The organism is Komagataeibacter diospyri (assembly GCF_006538165.1).
Classification (GTDB): domain Bacteria; phylum Pseudomonadota; class Alphaproteobacteria; order Acetobacterales; family Acetobacteraceae; genus Komagataeibacter; species Komagataeibacter diospyri.
Window position 1 is genome coordinate 1 of sequence record NZ_BDLU01000058.1, and the last position, 23,870, is coordinate 23,870.

23 protein-coding genes and 2 pseudogenes are annotated in these 23,870 nt (G+C 60.5%); 15 read left to right on the plus strand and 10 right to left on the minus strand.

The genetic code is table 11. The features are described 5' to 3' along the window. The first annotated feature begins 139 nt into the window (after positions 1 to 139). The gene (locus MSKU9_RS13475) at positions 140 to 1,330 is read left to right on the plus strand and encodes an IS91 family transposase (RefSeq protein WP_141261915.1); all 1,191 of its coding nucleotides are present in this window, start codon (positions 140 to 142) and stop codon (positions 1,328 to 1,330) included. A 442-nt stretch (positions 1,331 to 1,772) separates the two neighbouring features. Here the strand turns inward: MSKU9_RS13475 and fghA are convergent, their stop codons facing one another. The 5 genes and pseudogenes from fghA to MSKU9_RS13500 all read right to left on the minus strand — a co-directional run bounded on the left by fghA (position 1,773) and on the right by MSKU9_RS13500 (position 5,130). Beyond that, positions 1,773 to 2,600, minus strand: a complete 828-nt coding sequence (fghA, locus tag MSKU9_RS13480; RefSeq protein ID WP_141261916.1) for an S-formylglutathione hydrolase — start codon at positions 2,598 to 2,600, stop codon at positions 1,773 to 1,775. A 61-nt stretch (positions 2,601 to 2,661) separates the two neighbouring features. Beyond that, on the minus strand, positions 2,662 to 3,030 hold the full coding sequence (locus MSKU9_RS13485; RefSeq protein ID WP_456305982.1) for a VOC family protein: 369 nt from the start codon (positions 3,028 to 3,030) through the stop codon (positions 2,662 to 2,664). Between the two features lie 59 nt (positions 3,031 to 3,089). Then, positions 3,090 to 4,199, minus strand: a complete 1,110-nt coding sequence (locus MSKU9_RS13490; RefSeq protein ID WP_086654297.1) for an S-(hydroxymethyl)glutathione dehydrogenase/class III alcohol dehydrogenase — start codon at positions 4,197 to 4,199, stop codon at positions 3,090 to 3,092. Positions 4,200 to 4,240: 41 nt separating this feature from the next. Next, positions 4,241 to 4,516, minus strand: a complete 276-nt coding sequence (gene frmR, locus MSKU9_RS13495; protein WP_141261917.1) for a formaldehyde-responsive transcriptional repressor FrmR — start codon at positions 4,514 to 4,516, stop codon at positions 4,241 to 4,243. A 345-nt stretch (positions 4,517 to 4,861) separates the two neighbouring features. After that, a pseudogene (locus tag MSKU9_RS13500) lies at positions 4,862 to 5,130 on the minus strand (HU family DNA-binding protein). A 214-nt stretch (positions 5,131 to 5,344) separates the two neighbouring features. Here MSKU9_RS13500 and trbB point away from each other — a divergent pair. From trbB to MSKU9_RS13555, 11 genes are read left to right on the plus strand one after another with little or no spacing between them, the layout of a single operon-like run. Continuing rightward, a complete protein-coding gene (gene trbB, locus MSKU9_RS13505; RefSeq protein WP_193557705.1) occupies positions 5,345 to 6,313 on the plus strand; it encodes a P-type conjugative transfer ATPase TrbB in 969 nt (322 codons plus the stop codon). Further along, positions 6,310 to 6,636, plus strand: coding sequence for a TrbC/VirB2 family protein (locus MSKU9_RS13510; RefSeq protein ID WP_141261919.1), 327 nt, complete (start codon positions 6,310 to 6,312; stop codon positions 6,634 to 6,636). The genes trbB and MSKU9_RS13510 overlap by 4 nt, the downstream gene beginning before the upstream one ends. Then, positions 6,636 to 6,902, plus strand: coding sequence for a VirB3 family type IV secretion system protein (locus tag MSKU9_RS13515; RefSeq protein ID WP_077807154.1), 267 nt, complete (start codon positions 6,636 to 6,638; stop codon positions 6,900 to 6,902). Before MSKU9_RS13510 ends, MSKU9_RS13515 begins: the two co-directional genes overlap by 1 nt. 7 nt (positions 6,903 to 6,909) lie before the next feature. Next, positions 6,910 to 9,336, plus strand: coding sequence for a conjugal transfer protein TrbE (gene trbE / locus MSKU9_RS13520; RefSeq protein ID WP_141261920.1), 2,427 nt, complete (start codon positions 6,910 to 6,912; stop codon positions 9,334 to 9,336). Beyond that, positions 9,333 to 10,079, plus strand: coding sequence for a P-type conjugative transfer protein TrbJ (gene trbJ / locus MSKU9_RS13525; protein ID WP_141261921.1), 747 nt, complete (start codon positions 9,333 to 9,335; stop codon positions 10,077 to 10,079). Before trbE ends, trbJ begins: the two co-directional genes overlap by 4 nt. Further along, positions 10,079 to 10,351 carry a putative entry exclusion protein TrbK-alt gene (gene trbK-alt, locus MSKU9_RS13530; protein WP_141261922.1) on the plus strand — a complete coding sequence of 91 codons (273 nt, stop codon included), beginning with the start codon at positions 10,079 to 10,081 and terminating at the stop codon, positions 10,349 to 10,351. The genes trbJ and trbK-alt overlap by 1 nt, the downstream gene beginning before the upstream one ends. 4 nt (positions 10,352 to 10,355) lie before the next feature. Next, a complete protein-coding gene (gene trbL / locus MSKU9_RS13535) occupies positions 10,356 to 11,636 on the plus strand; it encodes a P-type conjugative transfer protein TrbL (protein ID WP_141261923.1) in 1,281 nt (426 codons plus the stop codon). A 2-nt stretch (positions 11,637 to 11,638) separates the two neighbouring features. Then, a complete protein-coding gene (gene trbF / locus MSKU9_RS13540) occupies positions 11,639 to 12,319 on the plus strand; it encodes a conjugal transfer protein TrbF (RefSeq protein WP_141261924.1) in 681 nt (226 codons plus the stop codon). Continuing rightward, entirely contained in the window at positions 12,319 to 13,302 is a 984-nt protein-coding gene (gene trbG, locus MSKU9_RS13545) for a P-type conjugative transfer protein TrbG (RefSeq protein WP_141261925.1), read from the plus strand. The genes trbF and trbG overlap by 1 nt, the downstream gene beginning before the upstream one ends. Next, positions 13,299 to 14,483, plus strand: coding sequence for a TrbI/VirB10 family protein (locus MSKU9_RS13550; RefSeq protein WP_141261926.1), 1,185 nt, complete (start codon positions 13,299 to 13,301; stop codon positions 14,481 to 14,483). Before trbG ends, MSKU9_RS13550 begins: the two co-directional genes overlap by 4 nt. After that, positions 14,480 to 14,737 carry a DUF2274 domain-containing protein gene (locus MSKU9_RS13555; protein WP_141260067.1) on the plus strand — a complete coding sequence of 86 codons (258 nt, stop codon included), beginning with the start codon at positions 14,480 to 14,482 and terminating at the stop codon, positions 14,735 to 14,737. Before MSKU9_RS13550 ends, MSKU9_RS13555 begins: the two co-directional genes overlap by 4 nt. Here the strand turns inward: MSKU9_RS13555 and MSKU9_RS13560 are convergent. Both MSKU9_RS13560 and MSKU9_RS13565 read right to left on the minus strand, forming a co-directional pair. After that, on the minus strand, positions 14,655 to 15,605 hold the full coding sequence (locus MSKU9_RS13560) for a LysR family transcriptional regulator (RefSeq protein WP_162515742.1): 951 nt from the start codon (positions 15,603 to 15,605) through the stop codon (positions 14,655 to 14,657). The two genes, MSKU9_RS13555 and MSKU9_RS13560, sit on opposite strands and share 83 nt — an antisense overlap. Positions 15,606 to 15,707: 102 nt before the next feature. Then, on the minus strand, positions 15,708 to 16,340 hold the full coding sequence (locus tag MSKU9_RS13565; RefSeq protein WP_141261928.1) for a recombinase family protein: 633 nt from the start codon (positions 16,338 to 16,340) through the stop codon (positions 15,708 to 15,710). Between the two features lie 269 nt (positions 16,341 to 16,609). Between MSKU9_RS13565 and MSKU9_RS13570 the strand changes: the two genes are divergently transcribed. From MSKU9_RS13570 to MSKU9_RS13580, 3 genes are all read left to right on the plus strand, one after another. Beyond that, positions 16,610 to 17,284 (plus strand): hypothetical protein, encoded by a 675-nt coding sequence (locus MSKU9_RS13570; protein ID WP_141261929.1) that lies wholly within the window; start codon positions 16,610 to 16,612, stop codon positions 17,282 to 17,284. A gap of 23 nt (positions 17,285 to 17,307) precedes the next feature. Further along, positions 17,308 to 19,485 carry an EAL domain-containing protein gene (locus MSKU9_RS13575; RefSeq protein ID WP_141261931.1) on the plus strand — a complete coding sequence of 726 codons (2,178 nt, stop codon included), beginning with the start codon at positions 17,308 to 17,310 and terminating at the stop codon, positions 19,483 to 19,485. 114 nt (positions 19,486 to 19,599) lie between these two features. After that, entirely contained in the window at positions 19,600 to 21,759 is a 2,160-nt protein-coding gene (locus MSKU9_RS13580) for an EAL domain-containing protein (protein WP_141261934.1), read from the plus strand. Between the two features lie 77 nt (positions 21,760 to 21,836). On the opposite strand, the pseudogene MSKU9_RS18940 reads toward MSKU9_RS13580, so the two are convergent. From MSKU9_RS18940 to MSKU9_RS13595, 3 genes and pseudogenes are all read right to left on the minus strand, one after another. Beyond that, positions 21,837 to 21,971, minus strand: a pseudogene (locus MSKU9_RS18940) (transposase); the annotation flags it as partial. Between the two features lie 473 nt (positions 21,972 to 22,444). Then, positions 22,445 to 22,963 (minus strand): RES family NAD+ phosphorylase, encoded by a 519-nt coding sequence (locus MSKU9_RS13590; protein WP_141261932.1) that lies wholly within the window; start codon positions 22,961 to 22,963, stop codon positions 22,445 to 22,447. Next, positions 22,960 to 23,325, minus strand: a complete 366-nt coding sequence (locus tag MSKU9_RS13595; protein ID WP_141261933.1) for an antitoxin Xre/MbcA/ParS toxin-binding domain-containing protein — start codon at positions 23,323 to 23,325, stop codon at positions 22,960 to 22,962. The genes MSKU9_RS13590 and MSKU9_RS13595 overlap by 4 nt, the downstream gene beginning before the upstream one ends. Positions 23,326 to 23,870: the final 545 nt, after the last annotated feature.

The following is a 23,870-nucleotide window of genomic DNA, read 5'->3' on the forward strand; positions in this document are numbered from 1 at the left end:
CCGGAGACCACGGCCCTTTATACAAAAGTTGCGACACGGACCGTGCGGGCCGTCATCAGTCCGCTCGACAGGCTGGGTATGCTGGCGACAACGCAGGCGAGGCCCGACGGCTGATCTCCGAGCTTCGGTGGGTACGGTCATGTCCGCCTCCCTCGAACTGGGAGATATCTTCCGGGCTGCCGGCCCTGCCTGGCGGTCAGCCCATGCCGGCCGTCTCCCCCTGCAGCAGCTCAAGGTCATGTCGGCGATCGAACACTGTCGCACGGCGGCCCTTGGTGGTCATGTCGCGGCCTGCGGGAACTGTGGACACTGGCGGATCGCTTATAACAGCTGCCGCAACCGTCACTGTCCGCGCTGCCAGGGGAACGCCGCGCGGACATGGCTGGCCGAGCGGGAGGCCGATCTGCTGCCGGTCGGGTATTTCCATGTCGTCTTCACCCTGCCAGCGCGGATCGCCGACATCGCGCTGCAGAACAAGGCCGTTCTCTACGCCCTGCTGTTCCAGGCTGCCTCGGAGACGATGATGACGATCGCCGCCGATCCCCGGCATCTGGGTGCCCGCATCGGCATCACTGCCGTGCTGCACAGCTGGGGGTCGGCGCTGACCCACCATCCCCATGTGCACATGATCGTGCCGGGCGGCGGCCTGTCGCCCGATGGCCAGCGCTGGATCTCGTCGCGCCCGGCCTTCCTCCTGCCCGTTCGCGTGCTGGGCAAGCTGTTTCGTCGTCTGTTCCTCACCCGGTTACTTGCGCTTTTCGATGCTGACCGGCTGGCCTTCCGGGGCCGTCTTGCCCCTCTCGCAGACCGTCGTACCTTTCTGCGGTATCTGGCCCCCGTGCGCGGCAGGCGCTGGGTTGTTTATGCCAAACCACCTTTTGCGGGTCCCAAAGCGGTGCTGGCCTACCTGTCGCGCTATACCCACCGCGTCGCCATCTCGAACCGCCGCCTCCTGGCGTTCAACGAAAACGGCGTGACGTTCCGCTACAAGGACTACAGGCGGGACACGGCCCACCAGCAGCAGGTCATGACGCTCGCCACGGATGAGTTCATCCGTCGCTTCATGTTGCATGTCCTGCCACGGGGATTTCATCGCATCCGCCATTATGGCCTGCTGGCCAGTTCCAGCCGCAAGGCCAGCCTCGCCCGGGTGCGGGAACTGCTGAATGTCATACCCACGCCAGCGGCAGAAATCCCGGAGCCCGAACCGGTCACGCCACTGCCCTGCCCATGCTGTGGCGGACTAATGGTTGTTATCCAGATCCTTCCCCGCTGGTACCAGCCCAGAGGGCCGCCACCGGCGACTGATCCGGCCGGGGGATCACCATGACAGCCCGCAGAGACCACAGCATGACCGATCCCGATGCCGGAGTAGCTCCGCTCCGGCAAAGCGAGGTTCCTGTACGCATCACTGGAAAACCCGGGAAAATCGCTGCCTGCACCGCCAGTTCCGTCATCGCATCATACAGATCCGATCACAAAAACCCGTTCCAGTTCCACATACGCACCTTTATGCTCTCGCTCAGCCTCTCCTCCGGGGTGGCGCCAGTTGCAAATTCCCCATAACTGAGTCCCGGTGTCGCGGGTTCGGTCTTCCCAGACTTTCGTACGCCTCGCGGCGCCCGAAACTCTTCAGGCAAACGGAATGTCTGCTTCCGGACAAAAGATGCAGAAAGCCGCCAGTTAATTCCACAGTTTCAAAGACGCCCCTAACAGATTTCGTCTCCACCCGAAGCCAGAAAAGCGCGGATCCAAAAAATCTGACAATCTGTTCATCGTAGTTTACTCACGAAATGTCTGAGATGATCTGCAATGAAACTGGCTATAAAATAATAACTGTGATCGTAATCAGGACGAAGATTCAGAATGAGTTCCTGCCCTGCGTTCTGTGCGGCTGCCTGGAACAGTTGTGGCCTGAGTTGTTCTTTCAGAAATTGATCTGCCAAACCCTGATCTATCAGGACAGGCAGTCTTTCCGTCGCTGTCCGCACAAGTTCAAGCGGATCATAGGCCGCCCAACTGGCACGATCCGGACCAAGATAAGCGCTGAACGCTTTTTCACCCCATGGTACCTGCGTTGGCGCCACAATGGGTGAAAAGGCTGACACAGAACGATAGCGACCAGGATTACGCAGCGCGATCATGATGGCGCCAAATCCACCCATCGAATGTCCCGCAATACCTCGCTGCTGCGTAACCGGAAAATTCGCTTCAATCAGCGCAGGAAGTTCCGTGACGACGTAATCATACATTCGATAATGTGCCGCCCACGGTTCCTGCGTCGCATTGATGTAAAATCCAGCGCCCTGACCAAGATCGTAAGCATCGTCATCAGCCACCTCCACACCCCGTGGACTGGTATCTGGCGCGACAATGGCGATGCCCAGTTCCGCAGCCACGCGTTGCGCGCCAGCCTTGCCAATGAAATTCTGCTCCGTGCATGTCAGGCCAGAGAGCCAGTAAAGAACAGGAACCTTTTCAGTTTTTGCCTGCGGAGGCAGGTAAATCGCGAAGTTTGCTTCCACACCTAACGACACGGCATTGTGTCGCCAGACTTCCTGCACGCCCCCGAAAGAGGCGTGCGTTTCTTTGCGTTCCATGGCTTTCACGGCCTTTTGCGCACGTCAATTGCCGTCCGTGAAGGTATAACTGCATATCTTGTTACCTGCCGGATCCCGGAGATAGGCGGCATAAGCGCCCGGTAGATGGCTTCGCGGGCCGGGTGCGCCTTCCTTCATCGGTTCCTCCATTGGCGAGACCTGCGGCATGAAAAGCATCCACTTCGGCGGGTGTCGCTGCCGCAAAACCGATGGTGACACCGTTGCTTGAGGGCACTTCACCGTTGCCAGGACGCGCAATGATGAACGCTGGTTTCTCGCGGCCATACAGAATCCACCCATGCCCGAACGGCCCCAGGTTTTTTATGCCCAGAGCCGCAAGCGCGGCATCATAGAATTTCGCAGATACCGCAGTATCCACCGCCCCGAGAAAAACGTGAGAGAAAACACCGTCACCTGAAATAAATGCCATGATTGTTCTCCTGTAATTTCCAACCGTTGGAAATGATGTTGCGCCGAGAGACACAGACCTTAGAAATGAATGACGGAACGGATGGATTTTCCTTCATGCATCAGATCGAAGGCCGTATTGATATCTTCGAGCGGCATGGTGTGCGTTACGAAAGGCGCAAGCTCGATATCGCCGCGCATGGCGTCTTCGACCATTCCGGGAAGTTGGCTGCGCCCCTTGACACCACCAAAAGCCGTGCCGCGCCACGAACGACCCGTGACAAGCTGGAAGGGACGGGTTGATATCTCCTGACCAGCCCCAGCCACACCGATGACGATCGACTGCCCCCACCCACGATGGGCGGCTTCCAGCGCCGCGCGCATAACATTGACGTTGCCGATACATTCAAAGGTATGATCAATGCCCCAGCCGGTCATTTCCACCAGAACCTGTTGGATCGGTTTGTCATAGTCCTTCGGATTAAGGAACTCCGTGGCGCCGAACGCCCTGGCAAGTTCAAATTTTTCCGGATTGGTATCAATAGCGAAAATCCGGCCAGCCTTTGCTTGTCGCGCTCCCTGAATCACCGCTAGACCGATCCCGCCCAGTCCGAAGACGGCAACCGTATCTCCCGGCTGTACCTTGGCCGTGTTGTGTACCGCACCGATCCCGGTGGTGACGCCACATCCCAGCAAACAGACATGCTCTGGATTGGATGCGGAGTTGATTTTAGCCAAAGAAACCTCGGCGACAACCGTGTATTCGCTAAACGTCGAACACCCCATGTAATGATGGATCGGCTGACCTTTGTAGGAAAAACGCGTCGTACCATCCGGCATCACACCCTTACCCTGTGTGGCGCGCACTGAAATGCAGAGATTGGTTTTTCCAGACTTACAGAACAGACATTCACCACATTCAGCCGTGTAAAGCGGAATGACGTGGTCGCCGGGGGCAACGCTGGTCACCCCTTCCCCGACCTCGATCACAATTCCCGCGCCTTCGTGACCCAAAACGACCGGGAACAGTCCTTCGGGATCATCCCCTGACAGAGTAAACGCATCGGTGTGGCAGACACCCGTATGTGTGATCTGCACGAGCACCTCACCCGCACGAGGAGGCGCTACGTCGATCTCGACAATCTCAAGGGGCTTACCCGCCTCGAAAGCAACTGCGGCCCGTGATTTCATGATTTTTTCTCCAAATAACCTGTCAGTCAGCGTCGTGAGCATTACCGGAGATAGGATCGAACGAGTGACACCACATTCTCGATCGAACCACTGGCAGCATCACGATCACCGGCGCATTCAACAAATTCTTCCCGCAGGTGGCTTTCAAGAACACCGGCCATTAATCCGTTGATCGCTCCTCGGATAGCCGCAACCTGTTGCAGTACCGGACCACAATCAGCCCCCTTCTCCAGAGCCTGTTCCAGCGCATCAAGTTGCCCGCGAATACGGCGCACGCGGGTCAGAACGCGCTTTTTCTCAGTTGGTGTGTGCGGCACGAAACGTTTACTCCGAATATACTGCCCTTGAGTATCCTTTCATACTATGGGGCAGTATGACAAGGATATAAGGATGTGCTTGTCATATGATCCGATCAAAAGTCCGTATCGCCGAAATTTTCACCGTAACGTCTATTGGGGGACTGCCTGTGTCTTGGAATCATTCAATAGGTGTAATCAGTGAAATCCAGACAAGCTCTACAACGAGGCTTTGAAGCGCTGATGTCCGCTATTTGACAAATAATCTTGTGGTCCAAACGACCGAGATGGGGGCGGAAGCTGCCTGTCTTCTGATCTTTTATCTCCGACAATTACCATCTGGTGGTTACTGGATGACGTGTTCAATCAGACTGCCTTTTTCAGCACGGGGCTTGCCTTGAAGCGCACGGTCTTGCCTGCCTTGACCTTCACCGGCTCGCCGGTGCGGGGATTGAGCGCCTTGGGGCCTTGGTCTTGTGGACGGTGAAGGTCCCAAAGGACGGCAGCGTGAACCCGCCCTCCTGCTTCAGTTCGGCGACAATGGCCCCGACCAGGTCATCGGCGGCCTTGGTGGCGGCAACGCCGGTGCAGTCCAGCGAGTCCTGAAGAACGGCGGCGATGAAGGCTTTGCTCATGCGGGCACAGGTCCGTGTCGTGGTCGATTCCAGAAAACGGTAGCAGCGCCCTGTTGCCGCGTCACCGCTCAAACGGCGACACACCCCTATGCAAGTTCTTCTATCCCAGCGCCCTACTGCTCCAGAGACTTGTTGCGCTTCCGCGTCCATGCCTCTTTCTAATCGATCCCGCTGATCCATCGCCTCCTGTGGGAGGCCAATCGCGGGGTTCCCAGTGTCCGTCGCTCCCTTCCGCTCCGAAGCCGTCGCCCGCGGCACGCGCATGCTGCGCACCGCACTGGGTTCGGCCATCGCCGGGCACCTCGACGATCCGTCGATCGTCGAGGTGATGCTCAATCCCGACGGCCGGCTGTGGATCGACCGGCTTACGGGCGGGATGGAGGACAGCGGCACCCGGATCGCGCCGGCTGACGCCGAGCGGATCGTCCGCCTGGTCGCCCATCATGTCGGGGTCGAGGTGCATCCCGCCAGCCCGCGCGTCTCCGCCGAATTGCCGGGAAGCGGGGAGCGGTTCGAAGGGTTGGTGCCTCCGGTGGTGGCCGCACCCTGCTTCGCGATCCGGCGTCCGGCGGTCGCGGTGTTCTCGCTCGACGATTATGTGGCCGCCGGGATCATGACCGCTGCACAGGCCGCGTTCCTGCGTCGCGCCGTCGCCGACCGGCAGAACATTCTCGTCGCCGGCGGCACCTCCACCGGCAAGACCACGCTGGTCAACGCCCTGCTGGCCGAGATCGCCCAGACCGGCGACCGGGTGGTGCTGATCGAGGACACCCGTGAACTGCAATGCGCCGCGCCCAACCTGGTCGCCCTGCGCACCAAAGACGGCGCGGCTTCGCTCTCCGACCTCGTGCGCTCCTCGCTGCGCCTGCGCCCCGACCGGATTCCGATTGGCGAGGTGCGCGGCGCCGAGGCGCTGGATCTGCTCAAGGCCTGGGGCACCGGGCATCCCGGCGGCGTCGGCACCCTGCATGCCGGGTCGGCGATCGGGGCACTGCGCCGGCTGGAGCAGCTGATCCAGGAAGCCGTCGTCACCGTGCCGCGCGCCCTGATCGCCGAGACCATCGATGTCATCGCGGTGCTGTCCGGGCGCGGCAGTGCGCGCCGGCTGGCCGAACTCGCCACCGTCCGAGGGCTGAGCCCCGATGGAGACTACATCCTCGCACCTGCCGGAGACCCGTCATGACCCACATGATTGTCCTGCGCCACCGCTTTGCCGTGGCCGGCGCGATTCTCTCGCTCGCCCTGCTGTCGGCCCCGGCCTATGCCGCGGGTTCCAGCATGCCGTGGGAGGAGCCGCTCAACCAGATCCTGGAAAGTGTGCAGGGACCGGTGGCCAAGATCATCTCGGTGATCATCATCACCGTGACCGGCCTGACCCTGGCCTTCGGCGAAACCTCGGGCGGCTTCCGCCGCCTGATCCAGATCGTCTTCGGCCTGTCGATCGCCTTTGCCGCCTCCAGCTTCTTCCTGTCCTTTTTCTCCTTCTCGGGCGGGGCGCTGATCTGATGGAACCGGATGCCATTCCCGGCTTCACCGCCCCGGTGCATCGCGCCCTGATCGAGCCGATCCTGCTCGGCGGCGCGCCGCGCACGGTGGCGATCGTCAACGGCACGCTGGCGGCGGCAATCGGGCTCGGGCTGCGACTGTGGATCGCCGGAGGGATCTTCTGGCTGGTCGGCCATCTCGCCGCCGTCTGGGCCGCGAAGCGCGATCCCGCCTTCGTCGACGTGGTGCGCCGGCACCTGCGCTATCCCACCCATCTGGTCGGATGAGGGTTCCATGCTGAACCTCGCAGAATACCGCCACCGCCGCGACCGTCTCGCCGATTTCCTGCCCTGGGCGGCGTTGGTCGCCAAAGGCGTGGTGCTGAACAAGGACGGCGCCTTCCAGCGCACCGCCCGGTTTCGCGGTCCCGACCTGGACTCCTCGACCGCGTCCGAACTGGTCGCCATCACGTCCCGCCTGAACAACGCCCTGCGGCGGCTGGGCTCGGACTGGGCCATTTTCGTCGAAGCGCAGCGCCGTCCGGCGCGGGGCTATCCGTCCGGCCTGTTCCCCGATCCAGCCTCCGAACTGGTCGATGCCGAACGCCGGGCACAGTTCGAGGAAGAGGGCGCGCATTATGAGAGCCGTTATTTCCTCACCCTGGTCTGGCTGCCGCCAGCGGACGATGCCGCCCGCGCGGAAGCCTGGCTCTACGAGAACCGCGCCCGTGGCGGCTCCGACTGGCGGGCGGTGGTCGCGGGTTTCATCGACCAGACCGACCGAGTGCTGGCGCTGCTCGACGGCTTCATGCCGGAGGCCGACTGGCTCGATGACGCCGAGACCCTGACCTATCTGCATTCCTGCATCTCGACCCGCCTGCAGCGGGTCCGGGTGCCGGAAATTCCGATGCACCTCGACGCCATCCTGGTCGACGAGGAGCTGACCGGCGGGCTGGAGCCCCGCTTGGGCGATGCGCATCTGCGTACGCTCACCATCACCGGCTTTCCGACCCAGACCTGGCCGGGTCTGCTGGATGAGCTGAACCGGCTGGCCTTTCCTTATCGCTGGTCGACGCGGGCGATCTGCCTCGACCGCACCGACGCGACGAAAGTGCTGGGCAGAATCAGGCGGCAATGGTTCGCCAAGCGCAAATCGATCATGGCCATCCTCAAGGAGGTCATGACCAACGAGGCCTCGGTGCTGCTGGATTCCGACGCCGCCAACAAGGCCGCCGACGCCGATGCGGCGTTGCAGGAACTCGGCACGGATCAGGTCGGACAGGCCTATGTCACCGCCACCGTCACGGTGTGGGACGAGGATCCTGTGATCGCCGCGGACCGGCTGCGTCTGGTGGAGAAGACCATCCAGGGCCGCGACTTCACCTGCATGCGTGAGACGGTGAACGCCATCGAGGCCTGGTTCGGCAGTCTGCCGGGTCATGTCTACGCCAATGTCCGCCAGCCCTGCGTCTCGACCCTGAACCTCGCCCATATGATCCCGCTCTCCGCGGTGTGGGCCGGGCCAGAGCGGGACGGGCATTTCAACGCGCCGCCGCTGTTCTATGCCCGCACCGAGGGTTCGACCCCGTTCCGCTTCGCTCTCCATGTCGGCGATGTCGGCCACACACTGATCGCCGGGCCGACAGGTGCCGGTAAATCCGTGCTGCTGGCGTTCATGGCGATGCAGTTCCGCCGCTATGCCGGTGCCCGGATCTTCGCGTTCGATTTCGGTGGCTCGATCCGCGCGGCAACGCTGGCGATGGGTGGCGACTGGCACGATCTTGGCGGTGCGCTGGCGCAGGACGTGAACGAGCCGGTTGCATTGCAGCCGCTGGCACGGATCGACGAACTGGGCGAGCGGGCCTGGGCGGCGGAATGGGTGGCGACCCTGCTGGAGCGCGAGGGTATCACGGTCGCCCCCGACCTCAAGGAGCATCTGTGGTCGGCGCTAACTTCGCTGGCCTCGGCCCCGGTCGCGGAGCGCACCCTCACCGGCCTGTCGGCGTTGCTCCAGTCGCTGGCTTTGAAGCAGGCGTTGCAGCCCTATTGCGTTGGCGGCCCGTGGGGACAATTGCTCGACGCCGAGCACGAGCGGCTCGGCGTGGCCGATATCCAGGCCTTCGAGATCGAAGGGCTGATCGGTTCGGGTGCGGCGTCCGCCGTACTGTCCTATCTGTTCCACCGCGTCGAGGACCGCTTCGACGGCAGCCCGACCTTGCTGATCATCGACGAGGGCTGGCTGGCGCTGGATGATCGCGCCTTTGCCGGGCAACTCCGGGAATGGCTGAAGACGCTGCGCAAGAAGAACGCCTCGGTCATCTTCGCCACCCAATCGCTGGCCGATATCGACGCCAGCCCGATCGCCCCGGCGCTGATCGAGAGTTGCCCGACGCGGGTGTTCCTGCCCAACGACCGGGCGCTGGAGCCGCAGATCACCGCGATTTATCGCCGGTTTGGCCTGAACGACCGCCAGATCGAGATCCTCAGTCGGGCGACGCCCAAGCGCGACTATTACTGCCAGTCCCGTCGCGGCAACCGGCTGTTCGATCTCGGCCTGTCCGAGGTGGCGCTGGCCTTCACCGCCGCATCCTCGCCCGACGACCAGGCCGCCATCGACCGGATCTTCGCCCGGCATGGGTGCGAAGGGTTTGCCGCCGCCTGGCTGGCGCACAGGGGCGTCGAGTGGGCGATCGAGATGCTTAATCCGAGAGGACCGTCATGAAGAAGAGTCTGACAATGAAATCAGTTTTCGTGTCCGGCGCTGTTCTGGTGCTGCCGCTTGCCCTAAGCGCACCGGTCCATGCGCAATGGGCAGTCTATGACGCGGCCAATCATGTGCAGAATGTTCTCACCGCCGCCCGGGAATTGCAGCAGGTCAACCAGCAGGCGCAGAGCCTGCTCAATGAGGCGACCATGCTGGAGAACCAGGCCCGCAATCTCGCCAATCTGCCGCTCTCGGTGCTGGCGCCGATGGAACAGTCGATCGCCCAGACGCAACAGATCGTCGGTCAGGCCCAAGGGCTTTCCTATAATCTGACCAGTATCGATCAGGCGTTTTCGCAGACCTATCCGCAGGCGCTGGGCAGCCCGACCTCAGCGGCGCAGATGACGGCCGACGCGCAAACACGATGGCAGAACGCGCGAGGTGCGTATCAGGACGGACTGCGGGTGCAGGCCGGCGCGGTGCAGAATCTCGATGCGACCCGCAGCCAGATCGACAGTCTGGTCACCTCGAGCCAGGCGGCGAGCGGCGCCCTGCAGGCCGCGCAATCGGGCAACCAGCTCACCGCGCTGCAGACGCGCCAGCTTGCCGACCTCACTGCCGTCGTTACGGCGATGGGCCGCGCCCAGGCGCTGGAAGGCGCCCGTCAGGTCGAGAGCGAGGAGCAGGGCAGGGCGCAACTGGCAAATTTCCTGAATTACGGTGGCGGCTATACGCCCGGCTCCGCGCAGATGTTCCACTGATGCGCGGGTTACGCCTCTCCCCGCCGATCATCTTCCGGCTCGTTGCCGTCGGGCTGGTCGTTCTGATCATCGTGGCCGCCAGCCTGCATCTCCGGCATGTGTCCCGTGAAATGGGGGTACCCGATCTCGGGCCGTCAGGTTCGCGTGATCGGCTGGCCATCGGTCTGGCGCGTTGTCAGGCGCTCGGCATGAAGGCCGACGGCGATCCGGCCTGCGAAACGATCTGGGCCGAAAACCGCAAGCGCTTCTTCGCGCCTGACGCGGCACGGTGACGTCATGCAGCAGGGCACCGGCGTCATCGACAATTTCCTTGCCGTCTTCACCCAGTATATCGATTCCGGCTTCGGTCTGGTGCAGGGCGATGTTCACTGGCTTGCCGGTGTTCTGATTGCGATCGACATCACCCTGGCCGGGCTGTTCTGGGCGCTGGCGCCGGATGAGGACGTGCTGGCGCGGCTGATCCGCAAGACCCTGTTCATCGGCATGTTTGCCTTCATCATCGGCAATTTCAACGGGCTGGCACGGATCATCTATGAATCCTTCGCCGGGCTCGGGATTGAGGCTGGGGGCGGGCATCTCACCCAGGCGCAATTGCTTCAGCCCGGTCGGCTGGCGCAGGTCGGCATCGACGCTGGCAGGCCGATCCTGACTTCGATCTCCTCGCTGGTCGGCTTCGTCGCCATCTTCAACAACGCCATCCAGATCGCGGTGTTGCTGATCGCCTGGCTGATCGTGGTCATCAGCTTCTTCGTGATGGCGATCCAGCTTTTCGTGGCGCTGATCGAGTTCAAGCTGACCACGCTCGCCGGGTTCGTGCTTGTTCCCTTCGGCCTGTTCGGTCGCACCGCCTTCCTCGCGGAGAAGGTGCTGGGCAATGTGGTGTCGTCCGGGATCAAGGTGCTGATGCTCGCCGTCATCGTTGGCATCGGTTCGACAGTGTTCGGCCAGTTCACCAGCGGTTTCAACAACCCGCCGACTATCAATGACGCGCTAACCCTGATCCTCGCCTCCCTGACGTTGCTGGGGCTGACCGTGTTCGGCCCGGCATTGGCTAACGGGCTGATCGCCGGTGGGCCGCAACTGGGGGCGGGAGCCGCGATCGGCACCGGTCTCGGTGTTGCGGGCGCTGGTGCTGCGGCCCTTGGTGTAGCTGCTGCCGGTGTTGCCGGGGCCGGGGCGGCAATGGGCATGGCGGCGGGGGCCGCTCGTGGTACGGCCTTTGTGGCTGGCGGCGCACGGGCCGCCTATGCCGCGGGGGGCCTGTCCAACGTGGTTGGCACCGGCGCTTCGGCTGCGATGAGTCCGCTGCGCAAGGCGGTCGCCAGCATGAAATCGAGCTACGCCGCCGGTGCCTCCGCTGCAACAGGCGGGTCAGGGGGCGCGCAGGCCACAGGAAGCACCGGTGCTGCGGGCGGCAGTTCCGCCCCGCCAGCCTGGGCCAGCCGCATGCAGCGCAACCAGCGTATTCGGGGCGGGGTTTCCGCCGCCGAGCAGGCCATCCGGGGCGGTGACAGGCCGAGCGGCGGGTCCGGTGTCGATCTGTCGGAAGGAGAATGAGCATGTTTCGTCGCCCGACCATCCGCTATGGCAGCACGCCCGAACCGGAAACGCCCTACCAGAAAGCCGGTCAGGTCTGGGACGAGCGTATCGGCTCTGCCCGCGTGCAGGCGAAAAACTGGCGTCTGGCCTTCTTTGGCAGCCTGGCGCTGGCCGGAAGCCTCGCCATGGGGCTGGTCTGGCAGTCCGCACGGGGCACCATCACGCCCTGGGTGGTCCAGGTCGACAAACTGGGACAGGCACAGGCCATCGGCCCCGCAACCGCCGCCTATCGCCCGACCGATCCGCAGATCGCCTGGTATCTGGCCCGTTTCATTACCGAAGTGCGGGGCATTCCCGCCGATCCGGTGGTGCTGCGCCAGAACTGGCTGGATGCCTATGATTACGTCACCGATCGCGGAGCCCTGGCGCTCAACGATTACGCGCGCAGCAACGATCCTTTTGCCCTGGTCGGACGGCAGCAGGTCTCGGTCGAGATCGCCAGCGTCATCCGCGCCTCGGATGACAGCTTCCGGGTCGAATGGGTCGAGCGTCGCTATATCGACAGCGCCCTGTCCGCCACCGAACGCTGGAGCGCGATCCTGACGGTCGTGGTCCGGTCGCCCGATAATGCCGAGCGGCTGAGGAAGAATCCGCTGGGCATTTACATCCATGCCCTCAACTGGTCACGGGAGCTGAACTGATGCGTGTCCTCTCGCTTGTCCCATTGCTGCTTGCCACCAGCCCGCTCTGTGCCTGCGCTACCTGGAAGCCGCCAGTGGTGCCCTATGACAACACGCCCCGGCAGGCCGTGAAGCTGCCTGATCCGCCCAAACCGGTGCAGGTGGTGGCACTGCCGCAGCCGCTTCCCCTGCCGGGCCAGCTCAAACCGGTCCCGCGGGGCCGCTCGCATGGTGACGCCGCAGATCCGCATGTCCGTGTCGAAGCGGCCAACAATGCTGCGCGGGTGCAGCCGACCCGCTCGGGATACCTGAACGCCATTCAGGTCTATCCGTTCTCGGATGGAGCGCTCTATCAGCTTTATGCCGCGCCCGGCGAGATCACGGATATCGCGCTCCAGCCCGGCGAGAAGCTGGCGGGCACAGGTCCGGTGGCGGCAGGGGATACGGTGCGCTGGATTATTGGCGACACCACCAGCGGGAGCGGGGCCGAACGCCGCGTGCATATCCTGCTCAAACCCACACGGCCGGATCTGATGACCAATCTGGTGATCAATACCGACCGGCGGACCTATCATCTGGAACTGCGTTCCGATGAGCGGACTTATATGGCATCGGTGTCGTGGGAGTATCCGCAGGACCAGCTTCTGGCCCTGCGCCGGCAGGACGTGGATGCCGATGAACAGGCGGCCGTAGCCACAGGCGTCGATCTCGATGCCCTGAATTTCCGCTACCGGATTGAAGGGGCCAACGTGCCCTGGCGACCGCTCCGGGCCTATGATGACGGGCGACAGGTGTTCATCGACTTCCCGAACGGGATCGCGCAGGGCGAAATGCCGCCGCTCTGGGTGATCGGACCGCAGGGGGACGGGCAACTGGTCAATTACCGTGTACGCGGCACCCATATGGTCGTGGATCGCCTGTTTGCCGCAGCCCGGCTCAAACTCGGGGCCGGGAAACAGCAGATGGTGCGGATCGTCCGCACGGATGGCGCGCGGCGGTCATGAGCGGGAACGACGACACGGGCCGCGAGCAACGGCCACCTGACACGGTCCGTCCACCGTCCGAAATGCGGCTGCGATCGACACGGCCACCTGTCACAAGGTTGTCGCGACGGGTCCTGCTCTCTCTCGCCGCACTCGGCGCGACAGGCGTGGGGGGCGCGCTCTATTACGCGCTCCGGCCGTCAGGCCCTGTGAAACCGCCTGAACTCTACAATACCGGCAACCGGAACACGCCCGATGGCCTGGCAGGGCTGCCCCGCGATTATTCGCAACTGCCCCATGCCACGCCACGTCTCGGGGCGCCGCTGCCAGGTGATCTGGGTGGTCCCATGCTCAGGGCCGGGGTTGCTGGACCAGTTATGGCGACACCAACCCGTGAGCGTGATCCTCAGGCCCAGAAAATGGAGCAGGAACGCGATGCCGCCCGGCTCAGTCGGCTGTTTACCCAGACCCAGACGGCGCATGAAGGACCAGCGACGACCGGCACGACGTCTACGACGCCGGGCGCGGCAGACAAGCCAGTGCCTGCAGAAACTGATAGCAAAAAGCAGTTTCTGAACGGTCCCGCAGACCGCCAGACGGTCAGTGCCGATCGGGTCGGGGCACCGGCAAGCCCCTTCACGTTGATGGCAGGGTCAATCATCCCGGCCGCCCTTGCCACCGGGATCCGCTCGGAACTGCCGGGCGACATAACCGCCCGTGTTACGGAGAACGTCTATGACAGCCGTACCGGTCACATCCTGCTTATCCCGCAGGGAAGCATCCTGTTCGGGGTCTATAATTCACAGGTCGGGTTCGGCCAGACCCGGGTGCAAATGGTCTGGACCCGCCTTATCTTTCCCGATACCCGCGCCCTTACCCTGCAGCGCCTGCCCGGGATGGATGCCAGCGGCTATACCGGCCTGCACGACAGGGTGGATAACCACTGGGGACAGGTCTTCGAGGCGGCCATCCTCTCGACCATCCTCAGCATCGGCTCGGAAGCCGATATCAGCAGCGGGCAGGGGGGGATCGCCCAGGCACTGCGGATGGGGGCATCGCAAAGTTTCAATCAGGCCGGAGAGCAGATCGTGGCGCGCTCGCTCTCGATCAGGCCGACGGCGGTCAACCGCCCCGGTCTGCCCATGCGTGTCATGGTCAAGACTGACCTTGTGCTCAGACCCTATGGGGAGACAGAAGAATGACGAAGCTCAGGCTGGCGACGATCGAGGACGAAAAACCCGTACGGCTGACGGTGGACCTGCCCGCAGCCCTGTTCCGGGATCTGGTGGCTTATGCCGAAATCATGGCCCGCCAAGACAATCTGGCCGAGCCTTATCAGCCTGCACGACTGGTTGCGCCCATGCTGGCCCGGTTCATGCAGGCGGATCGGGGTTTCCGGCGTCTGCGGAACGGCCAGACGAGGGAGGGAGGCCGGTCCGGGACACCGTCTGCATAAACCGGACAAACCGGCCCAGCAGGGCATCCTCGGCGTCCGCGCGCCAGGCCAGATGCATCTCGAACTCGGCCTGAATGTCGGCAATGTTCCGAAAAGCGAGTCCAGGCGGGCGTAAATCGCGGATAGCCGTGTTACACAATGCAAATCCGGCCCCGGCACGAATCTGCGAGAGCAGGGTGAGCATGCCGCCCCGATGTATCCCGATGCGTGCCTGTGGTCCGAGCAGTCCAAGCTGGAAGCGGGCGCAACGGTCATCATCTGTGGTGATGGGTATCAATATGCGCTCTGCGCGGAATTCGGAAAGCCGTAATGACTGCTGTCTGGCAAGAGGGTGGTCTGCCGGCAGGACTGCAACGATACGTTCTCGATATAGCGGGAAAGACGCAAGATCTGTACTCAGCACATCCGGGTGGAGGATGGCAGTGTCCACTGTCCGGTTTGCAAGGAGTGTGGTGATGTTTTGTCCCTGTGGGGCATATAGTCCTATCCGCATCCGGGGATAGGATTTATTCCAGAAGTGGAGCCATGTCTCGATCGTGGGGTGCAGGGGCGGGCAGGCGAGGCCGAGGCGGATCTCCCCCTCCAGACTGTCGGGACCGCCCACGCCGAAGGCAAGAAGGTGTTGTGCCTCAGTGATCATGCGTCGCGCATGCTGCAAGACAAGCCGACCCGGTCCGGTTGCGAGTGTCCCGCTGATGCCTCGTTCGAACAATGTCACGCCCAGTACATCCTCGATCCGGGTAAGGCGGCGGCTGAGCGTCGCAACGGATGTTCCCAACTCCAGGGCCGCACGTCCAAGGCTGCAGGTGGCATCGATAACCAGCAGGCTACGCAGATCCTTTATACTGAGCGAGTGCAGCCGTTTCATGCTCGATCTTCGTCCTGTCATTTTGGTGTATGGGCCGAAGGTGTAATGAAGACTTGGATTTGTTGTGCAGTTGAAAAAATAACAAATATATATCAATAATAATTATTCATAAAGTTGACATTTATATGTCTGTGAAATTTTTTCTATTTTATTTAATGACTTATCGGTCGATTTCATGGCCTGTCTTCTGGTTAGAATGCGATAGAGCGTTGCTTTGTGTATACCAAATCTTGCGGCTACTTCGGCGACCGGCATTCCATCATCTGTTACCATCCGGCAGGCCAGGACTGCTTCTGATGGCATAAGTTTTGCAGGGCGTCCCATATGGACCCCGCGTGCCCGGGCATGTTCGCGTCCTGCCGCAGTACGTTCCCGGATCTGAGCGCGCTCGAATTCTGCGATCCCGGCAAACACAGTAAGAATCATACGTCCTGCCGGGGATGTTGTATCTGCCCAAGGTTCGGAAAGTGAACGAAATCCGGCCTTTTTATGCTGTAGATACTCTGTGATTTCCAGTAGATGCTTTGTAGAGCGTGCCAGACGATCAAGCCTGTGAACGATCACCACATCTCCTCGCCTGACTTTTTTGAGTAGCTTATTCAGTTCCGGACGATCTCGCTCTGCTCCAGAAACCTTTTCCCGGAAAACAAGAGAGCAACCGGCTTTAAGCAGGTAATCCAGCTGCACGTCCAGGGTCTGCTCGTCGGTACTTACGCGGGCATAGCCAATCAACATTCTATTTTCGTTCAATGTTATATCGCCAATGAATATAAAAACACATCTCGTAAGATATGAATAGACATTATGCAAGATATGTCGCATAATTCTTAACTTTTTATATGTGGTTTTTTTATATCGTTTACTTGAGTCGCATGCAATTATTTTTTAATAAGGGGAATGGTTTGTAGTAAAATTCATAAAATAGGAACATATTCCTACACTAATTCTATCATGCCCTTTGCTCGCACATGTTAAGAATTATGCGAAACTGAGGTGATGAGATCATGGGATGCCGGACCGACAATCTGCCAGGCCTGACCAGCAATCCGCTGGAGACCGAGATCCGGGGCGGGTTCTTCGTGCTCGCTCATGCGCTTGTGGGCGTAGCTCAGGGGGCCTCCCTGTCGCGGCAGCCGGGTCAGGGTGGGGCTGTTGCACGATTGGTCGCCGGGCCGGGTTCGTGGCTACGCGCGAGTGTGCAGCAACTCGGACAGTCCCCGGAGCGGGACTATATCCTGCGTGGCGGGACAATGGAATTTGACAGCAAGGGGCCGCTGCATGTGCTCTGGACGCGCGTGGGTGTGGAAGAGCCAGGCGGTGCGCTGATTCTGGGGCGCAGGACTCCAGATGCCGGATTACTTCTGGTGGACCTGACATTTCATGCCGATCTTGTGCGAATACAGCTTGAGATTGTATTCAGGCAGGTCCCGCGCGTTACCGCAACCTATGACGGTATTGCCGATGTAACCCTGATTGGCCTGTTGGGGAATGGGGTGTCCAGTCTGGATCGGAATGTCTGGTCTGTTGTGCGGTTGCCCGGAAATGTCTGCGGACTTTCACCAGAAAATAGCGAACTCATCATGAGCGATGACGGACGGTCCGAGTTGTATATGTGTAGTTTTGTTGCGCAAAATTCAGAAGATACATATATAACCATAAGAAAAAAAACAATAATATAAACAATATTTCGAAAATATACCTTATGAATAAACAGCTTCTTCTTCCTGCTCCGGAAACAGCCCTTTCGGGAACCCGCGCCCTGCGTCTGCTTGAGGGCGCCTCGGACGGGATCGTTGTCATCGACACGCAGAACAATATCGTGTTTTTCAACGCTGCGGCCGAGGCATTGTGGGGATACCGGCAGGCTGACGTTATCGGGCATAATGTCGCCATGCTGCTCCCGAGCGGCATGAGGTCCGAGCATGACGCATTCATCAGCCGCAATCGGCAGACCGGCGTCAATACGATCGTCGGAACATCACGTGAAATCATGTTCCAGGACCGGGCTGGAAAACTTATTCCCGCTGAACTGGCGATATCAGCGGTCGAGATGCCTCCTGCTGGAGAAAAATATTATCTGGCCAGCATCAAGAGCATAACGGACGAAAGCCACCGTAAACACCTGCTTGACCTGCAGAATACCGTCTTCCGGTCCCTGTCCACCGACATGATGATCCAGGACGTCGCGGATCTGATCTGCCGCGAAATCGAGACATTCGTACCTGACACGGTCGCAGTGCTGGCGCTTGTCGATGACAGCCAGAAGTTGCAGATTCTGTCCGGAACCGGGTTTCCGCGTCGATACGCGGCGGCGCTGGAAAGCATCGTGCTTTCAGAGGCTGACATGACCGGCCTGCTGCAAAATCCGGGAGATGCCGACACCGTTGTCTGGAACAGTTATTATTCCCTTGGCATCTCACTTGGACTGCACCACTGCTGGGCATCCGCCATCCTGTCCTCGCGCGGGAGGGTTTCCGGTATCTTCGCGCTCTTCTCGCGCGCGCCGGGAAGCAAGCCCGAATGGATACGCAGGATTGTCGATGGATGCGTGCCTTTTTGCGGTGTCGTGATCGAGCAGTACGATGCCCGACAGCATATTGCCCATCTGGCACGCTATGATTCCCTGACCGGTTTCCTCAATCGCGGGGCGATTCACGCACTTCTGGAAAAACAGGTTGGCCAGCCGGGCGATCACCATTTTGCCGTCGTCATGCTCAACCTTGACCGTTTTCGTGATATCAATGAGGCTCTGGGTCATGCCAATGGTGACCTGTTTCTCAAGTCCCTGGCGGAACGGCTCCGGCGGCTGAGTCGCAGCCATTATGTGCTGGGTCGGTCGAGTGCCGACGAATTTATCGTGGTCCTGCCCGACACCCGGGAGGCTGCCGCCGTCCAGTTCGCGAATGCCCTTCTCGAAGGGCTGACGCAGCCGATCAACATACATAACAATTATATCGTGCCGTCGGTCAGCATCGGCATCAGCATGTTTCCCGATACGGGGCCGGATAGTGAGTCGCTTATCGGCCTTGCCGAAACCGCCATGCGGCAGGTCAAGAAGGAAGCGCCCGGGACATACCGCATCGCAACCCCCGAGGATCACAGTGCGGCACAGGATCGCCTGCTGCTGGGCTCGGCGCTACGGGAGACCCTGGAAAATGGTCGGCTTGCCCTGCACTACCAGCCGCAGGTCGCTGCTGTCTCCGGACAGCTTTATGGTGTTGAGGCGCTGTCGCGCTGGCATCACCCGCATCTGGGTAATATCTTTCCATCGCGTTTTATCGCCGTGGCGGAAGCGACAGGCCAGATCGAGGCGATCGGAACGTGGTCGCTGGAAGAGGCCTGCCGGCAGATTGTCGCATGGGACAGCGACGGCATCCGTGTGCCCACCGTTGCCGTCAATCTTTCAGCGGGTCATTTCCGCAAACTTCAGCTTCCTGCGACGATAGATCGCCTGCTGAAGGAATACGGGATCGAACCGCGCCGTCTGACGGTGGAAATCACCGAAAGTGTCATGATGGACGAGAACCAGGATACGATGGCAGTGCTGCACGCGATCAGGACCCTGGGGGTCGGTCTGTCCATGGATGATTTCGGCACCGGCTTTTCAAGCCTGTCCCGCCTGACGCGCCTGCCGCTTACGGAAATCAAGATTGACCGCAGCTTCATCATGAATCTGGAACATGATGCAAATGCCCAGGCCGTAACAACTGCTGTTATCGGGATCGGAAGTCGTCTCGGCATGACTGTGGTCACGGAAGGGGTGGAGACGGAACAGCAGAAGGCACTTCTGGAAAGTCTCCATTGTGATGTCATGCAGGGATATCTCTTTTCGAAACCGCTCCCGCCCGATGCACTCGGACAGTGGCTCCTGTCGCGGTAATGCGGGCAGGTCACGTCATAAAACAACATGCAAAATGAAAATGGATTGAGGATCGATCGCGTGGGTAAGGAAGTATTCCCGGTAACGGATGAGAACGTAAATTCCGATATCTGTATGGATATGTTGGAACAGGCCCGCGATGGTGTCGTCATTATTGACGACAGGAACTGCATCGTCTTTTTCAACAGTGCAGCGGAAGAACTCTGGGGGTATACAGCGGCCGAGGTGATGGGGCGCAACGTAAAGTGCCTTGTCCCCATGCCTTACCGCACCGACCATGATGACTATATCGCGCATAATCGCGAGACGGGTATCAACCGGATTGTCGGCACGTCGCGCGAAATCACGTTTGAAAGCAAGAGCGGCGACTACGTTTCCGCCGAAATGTCTATTTCGACCGCGCTGATCGGACCGGACAAGAAACAGTACTACATGGCCTTTATGAAAGGCGTGACGGAAGAAAGCCACCGCAAGAAACTGCTGGACCTGCAGAACACGGTTTTCCGCTCCCTCTCGGGGGACATGCTGATCCAGGACGTCGCTGACCTGGTCTGTAACGGCGTGGAAGAATTCGTACCCAACTCGGTCGCCGTCCTGATGCTGGTCACACCAGAACATCACCTGCAGGTTCTGTCGGGGGCGGGCATGCCGCGCCGGTTCGTTTCGGCGCTGGAAGCGATGACCCTGACGGAAGCCGATCTTACGGCGTTGGCCAACGATCTGGACGAAGCCAGTTCCATCGTATGGGAAAGTTATCGGTCGGTCGGGATTTCGCTGGGCCTCCATGACTGCTGGGCCTCGGCCATCAAGGCGCCAAATGGCAAGATATCGGGTATTCTGGCGCTTTACTCACGCAACCAGCACAAAGTGGCCGACTGGCCGAAGAAAATCGTATCTGGAGCCGTTCCGTTCTGCGGCGTCGTGATCGAGCAGTACGAAGCCAGACAGCATATTTCGCAACTGGCGAATTTTGATCCGCTGACGGGTTTCCTCAACCGCTCATCGTTGCATAAAGTCCTCAAGACCATGATCAGCCAGCCGGGGGATAACCGTTTCGCCGTGCTGCTGCTGGATCTTGACCGTTTCAGGGATATCAATGATGCACTGGGTCACATCCAGGGGGATACATTCCTCAAGGCCATTGCCGAGCGCCTGAAAACACTCTGCCGCAGTAACTATATCCTTAGCCGGTCGGGCGGTGATGATTTCGTTGTCGTCATCCCCAATGCCACACCTGAAATTGCGGTCGATTTCATAAAAACCGTAACGGACGCCATGCAGCGTCCGCTGGAGGTCGCGGGCAATCATCTTTCCGCATCGTTCAGTACCGGGATCGCCACCTTCCCCGAAAACGGTCCGGACGGGGAATCCCTGATAAGTCATGCGGAAGTGGCCATGCGGCAGGCCAAGAAGGAAGCGCGCGGCAGCTACCGTCTGGTCAGCACGATCGACACCAAGGAAGCGCAGGAGCGGCTGGTACTCGGCAGCGCATTGCGGGACTCCCTGTCCAAGGGGCTGCTCAACCTGCATTACCAGCCCCAGATCGAAGCCAGGACGGGGGAGATCTATGGCGTTGAGGCCCTCTCGCGCTGGAACCATCCCACCCTTGGCAATATCTTCCCCTCCCGCTTCATTGCCGTAGCGGAGGAAACAGGACAAATCGAGGCGATCGGCCGATGGTCGCTCGAAGAGTCCTGTCGCCAGATCACACAGTGGGAGCGCGATGGCGTGCACATCCCTGTTGTGTCGGTCAATCTGTCTGCCGGCCATTTCCACAACCGCAGTCTGGTGCCTATGATCGCGGATCTGCTGCGTAAATACGGACTTGCGCCCGAGCGGTTGACGGTCGAGATCACCGAAAGCGTCATGATGGATGAGAGTGACGAGACGATGAACGTCCTCTCCGCCATTCGCGAACTGGGCGTCGGGCTGTCCATGGACGACTTCGGCACCGGCTTTTCCAGCCTGTCGCGCCTGACACGCCTGCCCCTGACGGAAATCAAGATTGACCGCAGTTTCATCATGAATCTTGAGCATGACGCGAATGCCCAGGCCGTGACCACTGCCGTGATCGGCATCGGCAATCGGCTGGGCATGACGGTTGTGACCGAAGGGGTGGAAACGGAAGCCCAGTACGACCTGCTGGAGAGGCTCCATTGCGATGTTCTGCAGGGATACCTGTTCGCAAAACCGATGTCGGCTGCCGATCTGGAAACATGGTATCGCAAGCCACGCAAGCTGATGCCGGCCATGAAAAAAGACGGCGCCCAATAGTAAAGGAGTAACGCCATCCCCGATGGCAATGAGGCACCCTGCCGCCCTGAATGAAACTTCTTCCTCGACATGTTCTGGACTGACTGACGGGTGATCGGGGCGAGGCTGGCAAGAGCGGCAGCCTTGCCTTCCTCCATTGTGCCGCGTTCCGACATCTCGGCCAGCAGGGCGTGGGCCATGATCAGTCCAAGAGCTGGGATGCTGGCCAGCACGTCCCATCGGTGAGCCCCGGTACGGGTCTTCTGCTTCCAACGCTGCGATGGCGGTATCGAGAGAAAGGATCTGCACTGCAATCTGCCGCAAACGATTCCAGCCGTGGCGTTTCGGAAAATTGATCGTTGCCGTCTGGTCTCGCATCAGGCTGCGACCTGTCCGGGCACGCGGTTCCGCAGGTCCGAACGGACCGGTTGTGCGACCAGCATCAACGCACCTATATGATCGGTCTTGGCAAGTCTGCCGGTAGCAACCTCTAGTTTGGTCTGGGTGCTCTAATGTCGATGCTGGACTATGCCTGTCTCGGCGCAACGTATTGACGCGGACTATACTCGGAATGCCCATGTGCCCGGACGCGCAGGATATCGGTTTCGGAGATGGTAGCGTTGTTCCGTTCATTGACCGTTTCCACCGTATGGCGGCTACCCGGTCGGAGCACTGGACGGCTACCATTTTTTAATCTTCGACTATCTTATGGCCATGAGGCTGCGCTTTCTGGCAAGCGTCGTTCGTCGTCAATGACGATCACGCGGGAGGGTGGATTGTCGGACCACCTCCAGAAGACAAGATTTCGATCATTTTGTGTTGCTCCAGGAGCAAAACTGGGGACGATGATGCCTGCCGCTCCATCGGCCATGAGCGCCTTTGCCAGTTCCCATGAAGGCGGTGCTTTGCCTTGGTCGGCAAGGTTTTCCCATGGACAGGATAAGGTTGCCGGGGAGAAGCCCAGATCATTAAGACTGGATTGATCGGTCAGATCGACGACGGGTTCGCTATCGACATCATAGGCACAGATGGTCAAGGGCTGAGGCTTGAATGGAAAACCCTGCTGGGCTTCGAGCCAGGCAGTCTCCATACGAAGTGATGTGTACAGGGCGGGCGTGCCGACCGGGTTGAAGCGCCCTCCGTGGAGCGCGGCACCATCGCCTGACAGCGGGGTGAAAGACCAGCGGGGATTATGAGCCCTGAATACCCGTCCGGTGAACCTCACGCGTAGCCGCCGGTGGCAATCCGATCCAGATAACGCCGGACAGCATCGGCGCGCCCCTCCCGGACGAGCGCCTCGGCAGTCTGATCACCGAAGGAGGGCAGGGGCTGTGACCGGTACCATGCGAAAGCCTGCTGGGCTGAGCCCGCCCATGATCGGACGCGATTGAGGATCTCGACCATGTCGCGCAGCCTCGCCTGGGTGGCAGGGCGGCCGAGGCGTGCGCTTTTCGAGACGGCGTCACGCGACAGGCCCAGAGTGGTGGCCAGTTCACCCCTTGTGATGTGCAGCATATTGCTTAGTCGTTCGGCCGCGATCAGCCCAGACGGATCGAAGGCATCGGAGAGGAACGTAGTCTCAGACATGACAAATTGCCTCATATATTGCCCATATTATGGGATCATATATGAGGCGCCCTGCCCGTGGCAAGGATTCTGATTGGATGTCTGCACGCACTTTAGCATGCTTACCCTGTCATGCGGCGCGGCGGGGTATCTCGCGGTCCACCAATCGCAAGTATCGTTGGTTGTCTTCCCCCGCAACCACTTGCAGTTTCTGAAACCCCGCTAAGTCAACGGCTTAGCGGGGTTTTTTGTTGCGCGTAACACCATGCGCCTATCAAATTCCCCATCATTTCAATGACTTGGTACCCGTAGGTTCAAAACAGGGTCCATGATACCCGCAACCATCTGCTCCGTACGTAGGCGTACAAGGGCGGGCTCCGGCGTGCCGGGGCATAAGCGGGCGTAGGAGAAAGGACAGGGGAGGGGACACTGCCCTCGGGCATGCAGAAACTCCTGAGACAATGCTTTGTCGGGATGACAGCAATGGTAGGAAGAACGAACCCGCTGCGCGGGAATGGTGTAGCGTGGCTGTCTGTCACCACGGCGTGAGAGAGGTGTTTTATTTG

Coding starts and splice junctions, on each gene's coding strand:
- MSKU9_RS13475 (WP_141261915.1), top strand. CDS start 140: ATGTCCGCCTCCCTCGAACTGGGAGATATCTTCCGGGCTGCCGGCCCT.
- fghA (WP_141261916.1), bottom strand. CDS start 2,600: ATGGAACGCAAAGAAACGCACGCCTCTTTCGGGGGCGTGCAGGAAGTC.
- MSKU9_RS13485 (WP_456305982.1), bottom strand. CDS start 3,030: ATGGCATTTATTTCAGGTGACGGTGTTTTCTCTCACGTTTTTCTCGGG.
- MSKU9_RS13490 (WP_086654297.1), bottom strand. CDS start 4,199: ATGAAATCACGGGCCGCAGTTGCTTTCGAGGCGGGTAAGCCCCTTGAG.
- MSKU9_RS13510 (WP_141261919.1), top strand. CDS start 6,310: ATGACCCACATGATTGTCCTGCGCCACCGCTTTGCCGTGGCCGGCGCG.
- MSKU9_RS13515 (WP_077807154.1), top strand. CDS start 6,636: ATGGAACCGGATGCCATTCCCGGCTTCACCGCCCCGGTGCATCGCGCC.
- trbE (WP_141261920.1), top strand. CDS start 6,910: ATGCTGAACCTCGCAGAATACCGCCACCGCCGCGACCGTCTCGCCGAT.
- trbJ (WP_141261921.1), top strand. CDS start 9,333: ATGAAGAAGAGTCTGACAATGAAATCAGTTTTCGTGTCCGGCGCTGTT.
- trbK-alt (WP_141261922.1), top strand. CDS start 10,079: ATGCGCGGGTTACGCCTCTCCCCGCCGATCATCTTCCGGCTCGTTGCC.
- trbL (WP_141261923.1), top strand. CDS start 10,356: ATGCAGCAGGGCACCGGCGTCATCGACAATTTCCTTGCCGTCTTCACC.
- trbF (WP_141261924.1), top strand. CDS start 11,639: ATGTTTCGTCGCCCGACCATCCGCTATGGCAGCACGCCCGAACCGGAA.
- trbG (WP_141261925.1), top strand. CDS start 12,319: ATGCGTGTCCTCTCGCTTGTCCCATTGCTGCTTGCCACCAGCCCGCTC.
- MSKU9_RS13550 (WP_141261926.1), top strand. CDS start 13,299: ATGAGCGGGAACGACGACACGGGCCGCGAGCAACGGCCACCTGACACG.
- MSKU9_RS13555 (WP_141260067.1), top strand. CDS start 14,480: ATGACGAAGCTCAGGCTGGCGACGATCGAGGACGAAAAACCCGTACGG.
- MSKU9_RS13560 (WP_162515742.1), bottom strand. CDS start 15,605: ATGAAACGGCTGCACTCGCTCAGTATAAAGGATCTGCGTAGCCTGCTG.
- MSKU9_RS13565 (WP_141261928.1), bottom strand. CDS start 16,340: ATGTTGATTGGCTATGCCCGCGTAAGTACCGACGAGCAGACCCTGGAC.
- MSKU9_RS13570 (WP_141261929.1), top strand. CDS start 16,610: ATGGGATGCCGGACCGACAATCTGCCAGGCCTGACCAGCAATCCGCTG.
- MSKU9_RS13575 (WP_141261931.1), top strand. CDS start 17,308: ATGAATAAACAGCTTCTTCTTCCTGCTCCGGAAACAGCCCTTTCGGGA.
- MSKU9_RS13580 (WP_141261934.1), top strand. CDS start 19,600: ATGGATATGTTGGAACAGGCCCGCGATGGTGTCGTCATTATTGACGAC.
- MSKU9_RS13595 (WP_141261933.1), bottom strand. CDS start 23,325: ATGTCTGAGACTACGTTCCTCTCCGATGCCTTCGATCCGTCTGGGCTG.